Source organism: Microbulbifer bruguierae (assembly GCF_029869925.1).
Lineage (GTDB): Bacteria > Pseudomonadota > Gammaproteobacteria > Pseudomonadales > Cellvibrionaceae > Microbulbifer > Microbulbifer bruguierae.
Map to the genome: position 1 here is coordinate 3,040,271 of NZ_CP118605.1, position 16,646 is coordinate 3,056,916.

Genomic DNA, 16,646 nt, shown 5'->3' on the forward strand with positions numbered 1-16,646 from the left:
TCTGGAATTGGCGATGGGAGGGCGGCGCCCGAAGCTGTTTCGGGACGCCGCGGATGTAGACTATTGAAGCAGTTGCCGGTCAGAAATGAAACCTTACTCCGGCTTCAATACTGCGTCCTGCTTCCGGTGCGTAATCCCGCAGCAGCGAGGTGGCGTTGCGGATATCTTCATCCAGCAGGTTGCGCGCATTGGCGAACAGCACCGCGTCGTTGCCCGCCAATTTGACGTTGTACTGGGCGGTGAGATCCATGCGGGTATAGGCGTCGGTGGCTTCTTCAAATGCACCGGGCTTCGTTTGCGCCAATGCATGAGCAGTGCGCCACTGCCAGTTCCAGTTGTCGTAGTCGCCACCTAGGGCAAAACCGTAGCGCAGTGGCGGCAGGCGCGGGACATCGCTGGACTCACCAGCGATGCGGTCATCGAAGCTGGCCCGTACGCTGTCGCCGAAAAGAGTCAGGCTGAGAGCGTCAGACAGCGGGAACTGCACAGAAGCCTCGGCGCCGTAGAAGGTGGCATCGCGGTTCTGGTAGCGGTAGATGTCGAATTCACTTTCCGGGTCTACCCCGCCGGTGTTGGCGGCATAGATGTAATCGGCGATGCGGTTGTAGAACACGTTCGCTTCCACCTTGGCCGCATGCCAGCCGGATGCCTCCTTGTTGTGGTGGTGATACCCCAGCTCAAGGTTCAGCGAGTTTTCCTTGTCGAGATTCTCGTCACCAATGATGTAGCGGGATTCCGCCAGGTGGGCGCCGTCGGCGAACAGTTCCTCCGCTACCGGCGCGCGCTCGACACTGGTCAGGCCCAGGCTCAGATGCTGGTGTTCCGCGAGGAAGTACTGCAGGGCACCAGAGAGCCCTACTAGATCGAAGTCTTTATCGCTGCCGTACTCAGGATTTACAGAGACAGTTTCCAGGCGCGCGCCTAGATCCAGGTGCCAGTTGCCCCACTCGCGCTCCTTCATGGTGAAGGCGCCGACGCTGTCGGTAACGGATGGGCGAATAAAGGCTTCGTCACCGATTGCGGCAAAATCCTTGCGTGACAGCTGCAGACCGTAGGCGCCGCGCCATTCGCCCCCGGCGTCGTGGGTCAGCTCGATACGGCTCTCCCACGCCTTGTTGGTAAAGCGGGTGCCGGGTTCTCCGTGCTCAATCTCGACATGTTCGTAGTCGTTGTGGCCGACGCGGAAGCTGAGTTTGTCCCAGTAGTCATCGCCGAAGTCGTGCTCGCCTTTCAGGTCGTAGCGGGTCTGGGCCAGGTCGATACGCACGGCTTCCTCGCCGTGTTCTTCTTCCTCGTGGTCCTCTTCCTGGCCGAGCTCCTCTTCCTCGTGGTGCTCGTGAGCGCCGAGGGGGATGCCGTAGTTGTTTTCCAGACGATTTACCGACAGGCCGATAAAGCCACTTTCGGTCACCCAGGAGAGGCCGGCGCTGCCGCTTTTGGCGCGGGCGCTGGTGTTGCCCACATAGCCGTTCGAATTGAATTCGTCTTCATGGTGCTCTTCTTCTCCCCCGAGCTCTTCTTCGTGGTCATGTTCCTGGTGCTCTCGAATGGCGAGGCCGGGGATCTGGGTGTTGCCGTTGTCCCGGTAGACCCCGTCCAGGTACCAGGCCAGATTGCCCGCGCCGCCTTGCACGCGAAACACACCGGCGTCCTGGCTGTTGGCGGTGTCGTGGCGCATTTCCAGCGCGCCCTCGATTTGTTCCGGCACCCGGGCTGGAATACGCCCGTCAATCACATTCACCACGCCACCAATGGCACCGCTGCCGTAGCGCAGGGCCGCGGGACCGCGCAGGATCTCGATGCTGTTGGCCAGCAGCGGTTCGATACTGGCGGCGTGGTCAGAGCTGGTGTTGGAGGCGTCGGCCACATCCAGGTTGTCGTTCAACACCTTCACCCGGTTGGCACTCTGGCCGCGGATCACCGGCAGACCCACACCGCCGCCAAAGGAGGCATTGGCAACCCCCAGCTGGCTGTTCAGGGTCTGGCCGAGGGTGGCGGCTGCGGATTTACGCAGCTCGTCGCCATTCAATACGGAAACTGGGGCGGCCACCGCATCGGCGGGCTTGGCGAGGGGCGAGACGGTGACGTTTATCTCTTCCAGCGTCTCTTTTTTGTTGTCGGCTTTGTTGTCGGCGGTCTGAGCGGAAGTGGCAGAAGACACCACAGAAGACAATGCGCAGGCAATAGCCAGCGCCAGAGTGTTTACTCGGTACTTTTCAGAAAACATTTTTGTTTATTCCTGTCACGGACTGGCAGCGACCACCCAAATGCCGGTGCCGGCTATAAAAAGTTGGTTTTTAGCTGAGTGACAGGGTTGCGGGCGGGCCGCGGGCGGTCTGGCGTTCCGGTTGACAGTCGAGTGCCACCGGGGCCTGCTGTTCGATATACAGCGGTGCCAGGTCTTCGGTAGAGAAGGTGAATTCACTGCCCACGGGGGCGGGCGTGTGATTGTGGGACAGATCGCACAGCTCGTGGGACTTGTCACCAATGTGAATATGCTCCGCCAGCACCGGCTGCGCGAGCATCAGCGCGAACAGCAGTACGAAGCTGACCCACACAGGGGTCTTGTGACGGTAACTCATATTCATGCGCGGTATGATATTTGATCTTCCCTTTTAATCAAGAGAAGGGAATCAAGTTTCATCTGAGACTATCGGCCAAATTCAATTCCGTTTGGGCGTATAATTCGCGCCTTCTGTCTCAAGGGTCGGCCAACGGGGCCGCCCCTGCCTCGCAATCAAGGATGTAGACCTCATGCGCACCGCAAGCGTCAACCGCGATACCCTGGAAACCAAGATCCAGGTCAGTCTCAACCTCGACGGCAAAGGCACCGGCAAATTCAACACCGGCGTCCCCTTCCTCGAGCACATGATGGACCAGATCGCCCGCCACGGCATGATCGACCTGGATATCACCTGTGACGGCGACGTGCACATCGATGACCACCACACGGTGGAGGATATTGGCATCACCCTCGGCAAGGCCATCAACCAGGCTGTCGGCGACAAGAAAGGCATGACCCGCTATGGCCACGCTTACGTGCCCCTGGACGAAGCCCTGTCCCGCGTGGTCATCGACTTCTCCGGCCGCCCCGGTCTCACCATGAATGTGCCGTTTACCCAGAAGCGCATCGGTAACTTCGACACCGAGCTGTTCTACGAATTCTTCCAGGGCTTCGTAAACCACGCATTGGTAACGTTGCACATTGACTGCATCCGCGGTTTCAACGCCCACCACCAGATCGAAACCGTGTTCAAAGCCTTCGGTCGCGCCCTGCGCATGGCCATGACCCCGGACCCGAGAATGGAAGGTGCCATGCCCTCCACCAAAGGTGTGTTGTAAGGCAGGAGTCAAACAGAACATGCAAAAGATCGTCGTTCTCGACTACGGCATGGGCAACCTTCACTCGGTCGCCAGCGCCCTGCAGAAGGTCGCTCCCGGCGATGAAATCGTCCTCGCCACCACCCCTGAAGAAGCCAACGGTGCAGACCGCCTGGTCGTTCCCGGCGTCGGTGCCATCCGCGACTGTATGGAAGGCTTCATCCGTCCCGGATTCGTACCCCTTCTGAACGAATCCATCGAATCCGGCATGCCCATTCTCGGCGTCTGCGTCGGCATGCAGATCATGATGGCCCACAGCGAAGAAAACGCCGGTATCGACTGCCTCGGCATCTTCCCGCAGCCGGTCAAATTTTTCGGCAAAGACCTGCATGAACAGTCAGCACCTGGCGCCCGCGGCCCAAAATTAAAAGTCCCGCACATGGGCTGGAACCAGGTGCAGCAAAAGATCGACCACCCGTTGTGGAGCGGCATTGAAAGCGGCAGCCGTTTTTACTTCGTGCACAGCTACTACGTACCGTCAGAAAACAACGACGCCGTTGCCGGCGAAACCGACTACGGTGTGAAGCTCGCCGCTGCTGTCGCACGGGAAAATATTTTCGCTACCCAGTTCCACCCGGAAAAAAGTGCGGATGCCGGTTTGCAGCTGCTGAAAAATTTTGTGAGCTGGAACGGCGGGGTCTGAAAGTCGCAGTTCAGTTTTTGTAGGAGCCTGCTTGCAGGCGAACATTGAAATCCACCGCAGTTGTTCGCCTGCAAGCAGGCTCCTACAGGTCAATGCCAAAACGGCTAACGAAGTAAAAATCTTTACGCGAAGGCTGAGTGCGGGGGAAGGGTTTTTGGTAGCGTCGGCAACAGGGATGTTGCCGACGCAGCGTACAGGGACGTATTTAAGGGGGGCGCCTAGCCCGGTTCCGAAAACTCTTCTCCGGCACTCTGCCGCCACCGGACCAGCTTTAGAACGACGCGGGCCCGGATCAATCAACAGGAAGTGAGTTAAATGATCGTAATCCCAGCCATTGATCTGAAAGACGGCGAGTGCGTGCGCCTGCGCCAGGGTGAAATGGAGGACGCTACCGTTTTCTCCGACGACCCCGTCGCCACCGCCGAACACTGGCTCAGCCAGGGCGCCAAGCGTCTGCACATCGTCGACCTCAATGGCGCCTTTGCCGGCAACCCGGTCAACGGCGACGCCGTCAACGCTATCGCCCGCCAGTTCCCGCAATTCCCGATCCAGATCGGCGGCGGTATCCGCGACCTCAAAACCATCGAGTGGTATCTCACCACCGGCGTCAGCTGGACCATTATCGGCACCGCCGCGGTAAAAAATCCCAAGCTCGTCCGCGAGGCCTGCCGTGAATTCGAAGGCCACATCATCGTCGGCCTCGACGCCAAAGATGGCCTCGTCGCCACCGAAGGCTGGGCGGAAGTCTCCGACGTACAGGCCACCGAACTCGCCAAACAGTTCCAGGACTGCGGCGTCAGCGCCATCGTCTACACCGATATCGCCCGCGACGGCATGATGCAGGGCGTCAATCTCGAGGCCACCATGGATCTCGCCCGCGCGGTGCAGATCCCCATCATCGCCTCCGGCGGTGTCAGCTGCATCGAAGATATCGAAAAACTGCTCGCTGCTGGCGACGACAACACCGAAATCTTCGGTGCCATCACCGGCCGTGCCATTTACGAAGACAAACTCGACCTGCGCAAAGCGCAGGAGCTGTGCGACAACTGGACCAAGTAATTACCAGGAACAGACAATGGGCCTCGCCAAACGCATTATTCCCTGTCTCGACGTCGACGCCGGTCGCGTCGTCAAAGGTGTCAATTTTGTCGATATCCGCGATGCCGGTGATCCGGTGGAAATCGCGCGCCGTTACAACGAAGCCGGTGCCGATGAAATTACCTTCCTCGATATCACCGCCACCCACGAAGGCCGCGACACAACACTGCACACGGTGGAAAAAATGGCCTCCCAGGTATTTATTCCACTCACCGTTGGCGGTGGCGTGCGGGAGCTTCAGGATATCCGCAACCTGCTGAACGCCGGTGCCGACAAAACCGCGATTAACTCCGCCGCCGTATTCAATCCCGACTTCGTGCGCGAAGCCGCCGACCGCTTCGGCAGTCAGTGCATCGTCGTCGCTATTGATGCCAAGCAGGTGGGCAATGACAAAGAGCCGAAATGGGAAATCTTCACCCACGGCGGCCGCAAGCCGACCGGTATCGACGCGGTGGAGTGGGCAAAGAAAATGGACAGCTATGGTGCCGGTGAAATCCTGCTGACCAGCATGGATCGCGATGGCACCAAGAACGGCTTCGACCTGGCTCTGACCCGCGCCATTTCCGATGCGGTTTCCGTGCCCGTCATCGCCTCCGGTGGCGTGGGTAACCTGCAGCATCTGGCGGATGGTGTGTTAAAAGGTGGTGCTGATGCGGTACTCGCAGCGAGTATTTTTCACTTTGGCGAATACACTGTGGAAGAGGCAAAGGTATTTATGCAGGACGCAGGAATAGAAATGCGTTTGTAGTAGTCGCTGGCCAGATTCCAACTGACGTCCTGGCATTGTTCACGGTATATGCGTTCATACCGCGTAAATTAATCGTGATTCAGCGGCTCCGGGGCAATCCGTCATTCAAGTAGGAAGATGAAACGTTTGTGGTCGTCTAGAACCGGTTGTTCCGCTGTTTGAGCCATCGTCTTGCGCGCAGGCTGCCGAATGGCCGTACATTCCCTGTGTACGCTTGGGCCGGGTCGAGAAATTTCTCTACGGCTTTTTGCGCTTCCTCGCGGCAGGGGTAGGGGCCGAAGGTATTGCCGCCGCGCACGGTGAAATACCAGTCGTCATCCAGTTTGAAATAGCGCTCAGCGCGAGGTGGTATGGAGGTGTTCTGTTCGCCACGACGATACTGCTGCATGACTGCCTCATTACTTCTTGCAAACTGCCAGCGATCAGCGCGGGTCCAGAGGTGTTGCGCTGATGTAAAAGCCAGCCGTTATTCACAGCTGGCTATTCCGAATCCGATTTACAAATCTTCCGGCTGAATTCTCGCTACCTGGTCCTTGTGCGCGGGCGCGTTGCTGCCTTCATTCTTCGCCGGAGTGCGGCGGACATACAGGTTGAGGCCCTTCAATACATTAAGCGCTTCAAATACCTGATTGTCGCGGCTGAACCAGTCATCTTTGTCAGATTTCGCGCGCTTGCGGTCTTCCGCACCATTTTCCTCGCCACCGTTGCCGTTGCCCAGATGCCCGGCGAGGTCCGCTTCGGTAGTGCGGGCGCGACCGTCCACACGGGTAACCTGTACGCGCTCCACGGTAATATCCGGCTTGATGCCCTGGGCCTGGATCGAGCGTCCTTTGGGTGTGAAATAGAGTGCGGTGGTGAGTTTTATTGCGCGGTCGTCATTGATCGGGATAACGGTCTGCACCGAGCCCTTGCCGAAACTGTCGGTACCCATCACCACGGCGCGGCGATGGTCCTGCAGCGCACCGGCGACAATTTCTGCGGCAGATGCGGAGCCATCGTTGATCAGCACTACCAGCGGTGCGCCATCCGTCACGTCCCCGGGGCTGGCGGCATAGCGCAGGTTGGAAGATTTGTTGCGGCCTTCGGTGTAGACCACCAGCCCGTCCTCCAGGAAGGCATCCACAACCTCTACCGAGGATTGCAGCACGCCGCCGGGATTGTTGCGCAGGTCAATGACCAGGCCCTTGAGCTCGCCTTCTGCCTTGAGCTTTTTCATCACCCGCATCAGATCGCCGCCAGTGTCCATCTGGAACTGGCTGATACGCAGGTAGCCATATCCCTCTTCGAGCATTTCCCCGCGCACGCTATACACGCGCACTTTGTCGCGCTTCAGGGTGATATCAAAGGGTTCCTTGTGGCCCTTGCGGCCGATGGTGAGGGTGACTTGCGAACCCACCGGTCCGCGCATTTGATCCACCGCCTCATCCAGGCTGACACCGCGCAGGGATTTGCCGGCCAGGCGCAAAATCACGTCGCCGGCACGCAGGCCCGCGCGCTCGGCGGGGGTGCCATCCATGGGCGTGATGATGGTGATGTAATCGTCCTCGATGCCGACTTCGATGCCGAGACCGGCGAATTCACCGGTGGTATTGGCTTGCAGGTCGTCGAAGGAGCGACTGTCCAGGTACGCGGAGTGCGGGTCCAGACCCTGCAGCATGCCTTTGATGGCGTACTCCAGCAGCGTGCTGTCATCCACTTCGTTGACGTAACCCTGGCGGATCTGTTCGAACACTTTGGCAAAGCTGCGCAGGTCTTCCAGTGGCAGGCGGGATTCTGCTTCCAGTGAAACGCGATCATTGCTGTCGCCCTGGCTGAGTCCCATCAGCGGCAGTGCGGAGAGGGCTGCCGCGCCAATGATGCGGGCCAGCATTTTGCGGTTGAACATAGTCTGCACGTCCTTGGCATTTATCGTTTCTTTCCTATGAAGAATTGTAGACCCGGCACTCACACCGGGTTGGAAGTTGGCGCGTCAACGAACGGCGAGAGGATGCCGGGGCGCCGGTACAGGGGGATGCTGCAAAGGAATGTGTGCTAGGGAGGGCGGGTAACCGGAGTCGCGGGTCAGCCGCGGCACCAGGCGGTGGGGTCCTGGGGTTTGCCGTCGCGGCGGATTTCGAAGTAGAGCCCGGGCTGGCTCATGCCGCCGGTGTTGCCGATTCTGGCGATGGTGTCGCCACGTTCCACCCATTCGCCGATGGCGCGGGTGAGGGACTGATTGTGCCCATACAGGCTCATGTAGCCATCGCCATGGTCCAGAATGATGAGCATGCCCTGGCCGCGCAGGTAGTCGGAAAACACAACGCGGCCGCGGTGAATGGCCTGCACCGCTTCGCCTTCGCCGGCGCGGATGGTGACGCCGGTCCAGGTGATGCCGTTGGCGCGGGGCTGGCCGAAGGCGTTGGCGCGGCGCCCCTGCGCAGGCCACTGCATGCGCCCGCGCTGTTTGCTGAACGGTGTCTGGTCGCTTGGGTTGATCAGGCTGGCAATGGCGCGTCCCACTTCGTCTACCAGGCGCTGCAGGCGACTGCGGTCTCCCTGCAGCTGATCCAGCTCACCACTTTTGCTCGCCAGCTGCCGGGCCAGTTTATCCAGGGTGCGTTGACGGCTTTTCTGTGCGCTGACCAGGGCGGAGCGCTTTTCTTCCAGCTGGTTGCGCTCGTGGGCGAGGGTGTCCTGTTCGCGCTGGATACCGGCGCTGACCGTGGAAAGTTGATCGAGGGTACTGACGTAATCGTCGATAACGCGGCTGCGTTGCTTGAGAAAGTAGTCGTGGTAGCGGAGTTGGCGGGCGATGTGCTGGGGATCTTGTTGATTGAGGAGCAGTTTAATCTGCTCCTGGCGACCGAGTCGGTAAGCGGCGGCGACTTCCTGCTCGACCCGCCGCTGCATACTTCGGCGGGATTCCTCCAGCTGCTTTTCTTCCTGCTTCAATTCCTGCAGCTTCTCGCCGCGGCTCTGCATGTCGGATTTGATTTTGTCGATGCGCTGCAGAAGTTCGGAAATATCCTTTTCATTGGCCTCCAGATCCTTGAGCAGCTGATCGCGCTCGCCTTTGACCTGATTCAGTTCCTGCTGCAGGGATTCAATGCGCTGCTTGATTTCTGCCAGCCGCGCCTGTTGCTCGTCATCCGCCGCCTGCGCCAAGCAGGCCGGGATCAGGGAGAGTGACAACAGTGCGGCGAGGACAAACCCGGAAAACTTTTTGCTGGAAAGCTTCATCTTGCTGGAAAGCTTCATCGTGTCAGCTATTTCTCGCTTTGCGGCTCTCCCCGGTTAAACCGGGGAAAGCGGATTAGTTGATTTTGACCAGTGGCTCGCCGTTCATTTCTGCCGGCTGCGGCAGTCCCATCAGCGCCAGCATGGTGGGGGCCACGTCTGCCAGGCTGCCACCGTCGCGCATGGAAACATTGCGCGCGCCTACGTAAACAAAGGGCACCGGCAGGGTCGAGTGCTGGGTGCTGACCTGGCCGGAGCCAGCGTCAAACATTTCCTCGACGTTGCCGTGATCGGCGGTGATCAGTACCTCACCACCGGCGGCCAGTGCCGCCTTGGTGACGCGATCCACGCACACGTCCAGTGCTTCCACCGCTTTGACCGCCGCTTCGAACACGCCGGTGTGGCCGACCATGTCGCCGTTGGCGTAGTTGCAGATGATCGCGTCGAACTTGCCGCTCTCGATGGCCTCCACCAGTTTGTCGGTGACCTCGGGTGCGCTCATCTCCGGCTGCAGATCGTAGGTGGCCACATCCGGGGATTTGATCAGAATGCGCTCCTCGCCATTGTAGGGCTCTTCGCGGCCGCCGCTGAAGAAGAAGGTCACATGGGCGTATTTTTCTGTCTCGGCAATGCGCAACTGAGTCTTGTGCTGGTTCTGCAGATACTCGCCGAAAGTATTGGCGAGGGCCTCTGGCGGAAAGGCGCAGGCGGCGTGGATGTCACCGGCGTATTCGGTGGTCATTACAAACTCCGCCAGTTTCGGGGTGGCGGCGCGCTCAAAGCCGTTGAAGTCCGCATCGGTAAAGGCGCGGGTCAGCTGGCGGGCGCGGTCCGGGCGGAAGTTCATAAAGATCAGTGCGTCGCCGTCTTGCACCGGTGCCGGTTCGCCGATCAGGGTCGGGGCCACGAATTCGTCGTTCTCGTCGCGGGCGTAGGCGGCTTCGAGGCCGGCCAGCGCGGAGTCGGCCTGGTGCTTGGCTTTACCCTGGGTGATCAGGTCGTACACCGGCTTTACGCGGTCCCAGCGGTTGTCGCGATCCATGGCGAAGTAGCGGCCGGCAAGAGTGGCGATACGCGCGGTGCCGAGGGCATCGCATACCTGGGTGAGGCGCGCCAGCGGGGTCTCCGCGCTGCGTGGCGGGGTGTCGCGGCCGTCGGTGAAGGCGTGGATGTAGATCGCTTTGGCACCGCGCTGGGCGGCCAGGGTAGCCATGGCGACAATGTGGTCATCGTGGCTGTGTACACCGCCGTCTGATGCCAGGCCCATGATGTGGACCGCACCGCCGTTGGCGATCGCCTTGTCCACGGCACTGGTATAGGCCGGGTTGGTGAAGAAGTCGCCGTCCTTGATGGCCTTGTTGATGCGGGTGAAGTTCTGGTAGACCACGCGGCCGGCGCCGAGTGTCATGTGGCCGACTTCGGAGTTGCCCATCTGGCCTTCCGGCAGACCTACCGCCATGCCGGAGGTGTGAATCAGGGTTTTCGGGCGGCTGGCCCAGATCTGGTCCCATACCGGGCTCTTGGCCGCGGCAATGGCGTTGTGCTCCGCGTGCTCACTGTGGCCGAAGCCGTCCAGAATCAGCAGTACCAGGGGACGTTTGGACGAAGTCTCGGATGCCATGGGATCGGATTTCCTGTATTGGGTTGGGTGGAAGATCGTTCGGCGCCATTGCCAGAAACCGGGATACACGGATGTGCTTTACCGCAGGTGGCGGATTTTAACCTGTTTGGCCGCCTGAAGCAGCCACGAAAGCAAGTACGAAGCCGTGTTGCTGGCGATTGTGGCGACAATCCCCTGACCCGGGGCCAGAGGCTCGCTATGGGCGGTGGCACAGATCAATTTGCCCCCAGGGTTAATCGGAAGTGGTTGCGGTCGTGTATACTCCGGCTCCTTTACGGGTCCTGCGCAATTCCTGCAATTCCGGGGCCCGAAGCGGTCTGACCGAATGGTCCGGGCCAGGTTGCAACTATATTTCAGAGAATTTGGGGGCGGAGTGGACTTTTTCGTCTTTGCCAGCGAGCAGTGGCCGCTGGTGTGCTTGTTGGTGGCGCTGATTTACGCGCTGGCGATTACCGAGCGAATCAAGGCGGGTAAACCCGCATCGGCCCATCAGGCCACTCTGCTGATCAACAGCGAGGGCGCCAAGGTGATCGACGTGCGCGACCGCGCGGAATATACCGCCGGGCACATTGTGGACGCGATCCATATTCCCCACGGCGAGATGGAAAACCGCATCGGTGAACTCGCACCCTATAAAGACAAGGTGCTGATTCTGGCGGACAAAATGGGCCAGCACGCGGGCCCGGTGGGGCGCCAGCTGAAAAAGGCCGGCTACACCGTGCGTCGCCTGGAGGGTGGCATGTCCGAGTGGAGCAACCAGAAATTGCCGCTGGTGAAAGGGTAACCAGCGAGGTTGGGGGTGAAGCTGACCTCCCGCCGGTAAAACCCCTATTATTGCGGGGTAAGTGCAGATAAATCGTTGATGGTACCGAGAGAGGTTCTGTAGTCGTGAAAGAAGTCGTTATCTACACCACCCGCTTCTGCCCCTTCTGCATTCGCGCCAAATATCTGCTGGACAACAAGAACGTCCCCTACACAGAAATTTCTGTGGATGGCGACCGCGCGCTGCGTGCTGAAATGACGGCAAAGGCCGGGCGCCATACCGTGCCACAGATCTGGATTGGTGGTCATCATGTTGGTGGCTGCGATGAGCTGATGGCCATCGAACGCAGTGGTGAACTGGACAGGCTTCTGGCCTGAATCCAGCGCAAGAAATTTTGCTTACACGCCTTGAAAGGGGTTTTCGAGGCCCCCATAAGTAAGACCCATACAGGGAGTCTTCTAACAGGGAAGGCAGTCAATAAACCTTTTTAGTGAACAGGCAGTAACATGGCTGAAGAACATAACGGCGCCGCAGTAAACGATACAGAAGCGCAGCAAGTACAATTCGCAATGCAGCGCATCTATCTGAAAGACCTGTCCTTCGAAACTCCGATGGGCGCAGAGGTTTTCAAGAAACAGTGGAAGCCCCAGGTCAACCAGGAACTGAACACCAAAACCGCCAAGATCGATGAAGATCTGTACGAAGTGGCGCTGACCCTGACTATCACCGTGAAGCTGGAAGAAGAGACCGCTTTCCTGGTGGAAGTACAGCAGGCCGGCCTGTTCGGCATCAAGGGTCTCGAAGGTCCGCAGCTCGCTCAGGCGCTGAACACTGCCTGCCCGAACATCCTGTTCCCCTACGCTCGTGAGGTTGTCGACAACGTGGTAACCAAGGGCTCCTTCCCTGCCCTGATGCTGCCGCCGATCAACTTCGACGCGCTGTTCGCCGCGGCCCTGAATCAGGCGCAGCAGCAGGCTGCCAGCGCGGCGGCGGAAGAAAAGTCCGACGCATAAGTTTCGGTACGTACAGAAAAAGCTCCTTCGGGAGCTTTTTTTGTATCTGAAGTAATGGTCTGGCACTAACCGGTCGATTAGCCTGCTCAACAGGCGCAGTGCCACCAAGAACCGGTCTACGGAGTTAATCGCCCATGAAGTGGGACCTTCCCCAACCCTATATCCACAACGTCTGTGTGGAGCCCGAACATGTCGATGGCCTGCACCATGCCAACAACGCCGAGTATGTGCGCTGGTGTGAGCAAGCTGCCTGGTCTCACAGCGTGGAGCTGGGGCTGGATGTCACCAATTACCAATCCATGGACCGGGGAATGGCAATCCGGCAGGCCGAGTACGACTATATACTGGCCGCGAGAGAGGGCGATCAACTGCTGATCGGCACCTGGCTGACGATGGTCGACGGCCGGTTGAATATGACCCGTAAGTTCCAGGTGTTTCGCGCCAGCGACGAAGCGCTGGTCCTGCGGGCCTCGTGGCAGATGGTATGTATCGAACTCTCCAGTGGCAGACCCAAGCGGATGCCAGAGACCTTTAAAGAGATCTATTGTCCCGCGGTGGTGGCGGAGCCTCTGTAACCAGGAAGGGTTCCCTGCGGTCAATGGCAAACAGGACACTCGCAGTTGGAGCGTACGCGCATGAGCGAAGAGCTGACCCTCACCCAGAACACCGGCGCCCTGCGGGGTAAAACCATATTCATTACCGGTGCCAGTCGCGGTATTGGCCGCGCGATAGCGCTGAAGTGCGCCGCCGACGGCGCGAATATCGCGATTGCCGCCAAATCCGCCGAGCCTCACCCCAAACTGCCCGGCACCATCTACACCGTTGCTGCGGAAGTCGAAGCCGCCGGCGGCCAAGCGCTGCCGATGCAGGTGGATGTGCGTGAGGAAGAGCAGGTGGCGGAAGCGCTGAAAAAGACCGCCGATACGTTCGGCGGTATCGATGCGGTGATCAACAATGCCGGCGCCATCAATCTCACCAACGTCGAGTCCACGCCGCCGAAGCGCTACGACCTGATGCTGGATGTCAACGCCCGCGCGGTGTATCTCACTGCGCACCTCGCCATTCCCTACCTGAAGCAGGCAGAGCGCGGGCATATCCTCAGCCTGTCGCCGCCACTTAACCTTGAGCCCCGCTGGCTGGGGCCCTTTGCACCCTATGCCCTGTCCAAGTTCGGTATGACGATCCTGAGCCTGGGGCTGGCGGAAGAGTTGCGCGAGACCAATATCAGCGTCGCCACCCTGTGGCCGCGCACCCTGGTGGCGACGGCGGCGATCGAGTTTGCCGTGGGCAGTCGCGAAATGTTCGAACAGAGCCGCAAACCCATGGTGATGGCGGATGCCGCCTATGAAGTGCTGATCACGCGCAATCAGGGATTGAACGGCGCCCAGCTGATCGACGAGACCCTGTTGCACGAACGGGGGGTGGAAGATTTCACCCAATATGCGCACAATCCCGCCAAGGCCGGCGAACTGGCGGTGGATCTGTTCCTCGATCCCTGACCGCAGCCGACGCGTGAGAGAGGTATGGGGGGAGAGCGTGGACAAGACAGATCTGGACGAATTCCGCGGCGCCATGGGTGCGCTTGGCGACGTAAAGCCGCTGGCGCCCAAGCAACGCGAGAGTGCGCTAAAGAAGGACACTACCGATCCCCTTAACCAGCGCGCCCGCCGGGAGGCGGCCACCGCCCAGACCTACCGCGAACTGAACCCCCTGGGAGGCGAGTTCGTCGAGCCCGTCGACCCCAACGATCCCATTGAATTCAAGCGCGACGGTGTCCAGAACGGCGTCTACCGCAATTTGCGCCTGGGAAAATACTCCGTCGAAGCGCGCCTCGATCTGCACCATCACACCGTCGATATGGCGCGCAGTGCGCTCTATCAGTTTGTGCGCGACTGTATCGAAGCGGATGTGCGCTGCGCACTGGTGACCCACGGCAAGGGCGAGGGGCGCAAGACGCCGGCGATGCTGAAAAGCTGCGTCAACGCCTGGCTGCCACAGCTCGCAGAAGTGCTCGCATTCCACAGCGCGCAGAAACAGCACGGCGGTCTCGGTGCCACTTATGTGTTGTTGCGCAAGAGCGAGGGCAAGCGGCAACAGAACCTGGAGCAGCACCAGCGGCGCTCGAAGCCGTAAATTGGTTCTTCTGGAAACAGGAAAAATTCTTGTTTCGTAATCTGTTTGTCACTTCTGACAATTAATCTATTCCCACAACGAAATTTTGCTTGTCCGGTTGTTACATCGCGCAACTGAACTTGTTTTCGTTGTTCTTCTCTCTTTGCATCGCACCAAATTGATTGGTGATTTTTATGCTTCCGAGTTTGGAGGCTCCTCCGCTTGGAGGGCAGGTATCAACATTCGCTGTGCGAATGGCGATCCTTCTTGAATGATTCTTCGAGCGGCCCCTGAGGCCGCTTTTTTTATCGCGGAGAATTCGAGATCCGGTTCAGTGAGCGCGTGCTTCGACGGTCTGGGTGAATTCCAGGCGTGTGCCATCGCTGCCCTGCAAAACCAGGGTCTCGCCTTCGGTGAAGGCATGGGTTACCCGTGGCAGCGCCAACAGGAAATCCTGCTCCAGTTCACTGCCATCACGGCGGCCCGCCATGCGGGATATCTTTGGCTGCTTCAGCCATTTGACACTGCCAGTGTCGGTCAGCTTGAATTTGCCCAGGTAGGGGTTGGCGCCGGTGCTGCCGCGGATAAAGCCCAGCTTGTCGCAGGTGAAGTAGGGGCGATCACGCCACATCTTCTGCCAGAACATGCGGGATTTGTGCTCGCGGCCGTCGACCGACAGGCTTTCCAGTAACCATTGCTGCTCGCAAATCCCGGGGTTGTCGGTTTTGGCCATATTCGAAGGCTCGGTGGCAGTACTGCCACAGCCGCTCAGCAACAACCCCAGGAGCAGACCCAGGAATATCGGCGCCTTGAATCCGGTGGCGCTGCAGAGGGGACGAAACTGGGCGAAAAATGGTCGCGGGAGCAGGTGAAGCATGGGATTGATCCGGTGGCCGTTTACGCCATTTAACACGAATTACCCGCCGGCGTCTGCGACTTGGACGGATTCTTGGGGTGTTATGACGGGGGAGACGGGGGCCGAACTCAGAGGCCGGCCTTGATGTACTCGATATAGATGTCCCCGGATATGTCCCGCAGAATCAGGTGCGCGCCACCACTTTTCACAAATGCCTGGCGGGTACCGGCGAGGGCGCGCAGGTAACGGTTTTCCTGATCCATCAATTGCGGCGGCCCAGCCATTTTGGTGGAGGCAAAGCTGTCCGCATTCCACAGCAATTGACCGTTGGCGGTGATCTGCAGGGTGCCGCGATAGGTATTGATACCACTTTTGCCCATGGCCTCGCCGTCACTGTTGCACAGGAAAGTGAACTCCTTGAGCTGTTCAACGGGCACCGCCTGACCGTCGATACGCAGCAGGCGCAGCTGCCACTTGTCGCCGCACACGCTACTGATCGACCCGGGGGTTTGGGTGGGACCTGTATCCTTGCTGTCCATGTTCATACAACCCGCGACGGCGATGATCAGTCCCGTGAACCACAGCAGAATCAGCTTACTCATTGCTTTGCGCTCCACGCTAGCAGATAGGTAAAGCTTAGCCAGTGAAGTGCGACCCGAGTGGATCGGGGTGACAAACTGCCGCGGAAACCGTCACAGAAGGCGGAGTACTCCGGTGCCGGCTAAGAATCCTGGCGCACACAGCGCACCACCGTTTTCGAGTCGAGTTCCTGCTCGAAGCAGCGAAAGCGGGTGCCGTTGACGTTGAGTGAGCGGGGCGCCTCGCGGCGGCTGCTTCTGGGGCGGCGGTCTGATGAGCGCACAGAATACTGTGCGGAATCCAGATGGGGGGGGACGGCGCTACTGAAGGCGCGGGTTGCGTGACTATCCCTGGACTCGGTTGACGTGCAACCGGCAACATTTCCTGTCGCAATCGCCGCAGCCAGCAGAATAAAACTCAATTTCTGCACGCGGATACCTCGATGGCTGGTATGAGACACGGCGTCACTGCCGCCCTCTTATTTCAGGTTAGAAGACGCTTCCGCCAAAGTGTAAAAATATGCGCCAATTTGTTTAAGTCCGCGCCGGGAAGAAATTTACCGCGACACCGTGGCTGTCCGGTGGCGGGGATTGTTGCTGGAAATTGTTACTGGAAA

At 59.4% G+C, this 16,646-nt stretch carries 19 protein-coding genes; 10 read left to right on the top strand and 9 right to left on the bottom strand.

Going from position 1 to position 16,646, the window contains the following annotated elements; translation table 11 throughout:
- Positions 1-79 precede the first annotated feature (79 nt).
- Positions 80-2,227: a TonB-dependent receptor gene (locus PVT68_RS12725; protein WP_280318613.1), complete on the bottom strand. Its 2,148-nt coding sequence runs from the start codon at positions 2,225-2,227 to the stop codon at positions 80-82.
- A 70-nt stretch (positions 2,228-2,297) separates the two neighbouring features.
- Complete coding sequence (locus PVT68_RS12730) at positions 2,298-2,588, bottom strand: hypothetical protein (protein ID WP_280318615.1); 291 nt, start codon at positions 2,586-2,588, stop codon at positions 2,298-2,300.
- A 166-nt stretch (positions 2,589-2,754) separates the two neighbouring features.
- Here PVT68_RS12730 and hisB point away from each other — a divergent pair, with 166 nt between their 5' ends.
- The 4 genes from hisB (at position 2,755) to hisF (ending at position 5,870) form a co-directional block, all read left to right on the top strand.
- On the top strand, positions 2,755-3,342 hold the full coding sequence (hisB, locus tag PVT68_RS12735; RefSeq protein WP_280318617.1) for an imidazoleglycerol-phosphate dehydratase HisB: 588 nt from the start codon (positions 2,755-2,757) through the stop codon (positions 3,340-3,342).
- Between the two features lie 19 nt (positions 3,343-3,361).
- Entirely contained in the window at positions 3,362-4,024 is a 663-nt protein-coding gene (gene hisH / locus PVT68_RS12740) for an imidazole glycerol phosphate synthase subunit HisH (protein ID WP_280318619.1), read from the top strand.
- A 315-nt stretch (positions 4,025-4,339) separates the two neighbouring features.
- Positions 4,340-5,083 (top strand): 1-(5-phosphoribosyl)-5-[(5-phosphoribosylamino)methylideneamino]imidazole-4-carboxamide isomerase, encoded by a 744-nt coding sequence (gene hisA / locus PVT68_RS12745; protein ID WP_280318621.1) that lies wholly within the window; start codon positions 4,340-4,342, stop codon positions 5,081-5,083.
- Between the two features lie 16 nt (positions 5,084-5,099).
- The gene (gene hisF, locus PVT68_RS12750; RefSeq protein WP_280318623.1) at positions 5,100-5,870 is read left to right on the top strand and encodes an imidazole glycerol phosphate synthase subunit HisF; all 771 of its coding nucleotides are present in this window, start codon (positions 5,100-5,102) and stop codon (positions 5,868-5,870) included.
- 136 nt (positions 5,871-6,006) lie between these two features.
- Here the strand turns inward: hisF and PVT68_RS12755 are convergent, their stop codons facing one another.
- The 4 genes from PVT68_RS12755 to gpmI form a co-directional block, all read right to left on the bottom strand.
- Positions 6,007-6,258, bottom strand: coding sequence for a DUF6316 family protein (locus PVT68_RS12755; protein WP_280318624.1), 252 nt, complete (start codon positions 6,256-6,258; stop codon positions 6,007-6,009).
- Between the two features lie 108 nt (positions 6,259-6,366).
- Positions 6,367-7,755: a S41 family peptidase gene (locus PVT68_RS12760; RefSeq protein ID WP_280318625.1), complete on the bottom strand. Its 1,389-nt coding sequence runs from the start codon at positions 7,753-7,755 to the stop codon at positions 6,367-6,369.
- 176 nt (positions 7,756-7,931) lie between these two features.
- Positions 7,932-9,107: a murein hydrolase activator EnvC family protein gene (locus PVT68_RS12765; protein ID WP_280318627.1), complete on the bottom strand. Its 1,176-nt coding sequence runs from the start codon at positions 9,105-9,107 to the stop codon at positions 7,932-7,934.
- A gap of 55 nt (positions 9,108-9,162) precedes the next feature.
- Positions 9,163-10,707, bottom strand: a complete 1,545-nt coding sequence (gene gpmI / locus PVT68_RS12770) for a 2,3-bisphosphoglycerate-independent phosphoglycerate mutase (RefSeq protein WP_280318629.1) — start codon at positions 10,705-10,707, stop codon at positions 9,163-9,165.
- A gap of 373 nt (positions 10,708-11,080) precedes the next feature.
- On the opposite strand from gpmI, the gene PVT68_RS12775 reads away from it, so the two are divergent.
- From PVT68_RS12775 to smrA, 6 genes are all read left to right on the top strand, one after another.
- Entirely contained in the window at positions 11,081-11,491 is a 411-nt protein-coding gene (locus tag PVT68_RS12775; RefSeq protein WP_280318631.1) for a rhodanese-like domain-containing protein, read from the top strand.
- Positions 11,492-11,595: 104 nt separating this feature from the next.
- Positions 11,596-11,847, top strand: a complete 252-nt coding sequence (grxC, locus tag PVT68_RS12780; RefSeq protein ID WP_280318633.1) for a glutaredoxin 3 — start codon at positions 11,596-11,598, stop codon at positions 11,845-11,847.
- Between the two features lie 129 nt (positions 11,848-11,976).
- Complete coding sequence (secB, locus tag PVT68_RS12785; RefSeq protein ID WP_280318634.1) at positions 11,977-12,483, top strand: protein-export chaperone SecB; 507 nt, start codon at positions 11,977-11,979, stop codon at positions 12,481-12,483.
- A 134-nt stretch (positions 12,484-12,617) separates the two neighbouring features.
- Positions 12,618-13,058, top strand: coding sequence for an acyl-CoA thioesterase (locus PVT68_RS12790; RefSeq protein WP_280318636.1), 441 nt, complete (start codon positions 12,618-12,620; stop codon positions 13,056-13,058).
- Between the two features lie 60 nt (positions 13,059-13,118).
- A complete protein-coding gene (locus PVT68_RS12795) occupies positions 13,119-13,982 on the top strand; it encodes an SDR family oxidoreductase (protein WP_280318638.1) in 864 nt (287 codons plus the stop codon).
- Between the two features lie 37 nt (positions 13,983-14,019).
- A complete protein-coding gene (gene smrA, locus PVT68_RS12800; RefSeq protein ID WP_407666096.1) occupies positions 14,020-14,616 on the top strand; it encodes a DNA endonuclease SmrA in 597 nt (198 codons plus the stop codon).
- Positions 14,617-14,926: 310 nt separating this feature from the next.
- Here smrA and PVT68_RS12805 read toward each other — a convergent pair whose 3' ends face one another.
- The 3 genes from PVT68_RS12805 to PVT68_RS12815 form a co-directional block, all read right to left on the bottom strand.
- Positions 14,927-15,472, bottom strand: coding sequence for an META domain-containing protein (locus PVT68_RS12805; RefSeq protein ID WP_280318640.1), 546 nt, complete (start codon positions 15,470-15,472; stop codon positions 14,927-14,929).
- Positions 15,473-15,579: 107 nt separating this feature from the next.
- Positions 15,580-16,053 (bottom strand): META domain-containing protein, encoded by a 474-nt coding sequence (locus tag PVT68_RS12810; RefSeq protein WP_280318642.1) that lies wholly within the window; start codon positions 16,051-16,053, stop codon positions 15,580-15,582.
- Positions 16,054-16,172: 119 nt separating this feature from the next.
- Positions 16,173-16,490 (bottom strand): hypothetical protein, encoded by a 318-nt coding sequence (locus PVT68_RS12815; protein WP_280318644.1) that lies wholly within the window; start codon positions 16,488-16,490, stop codon positions 16,173-16,175.
- Positions 16,491-16,646: the final 156 nt, after the last annotated feature.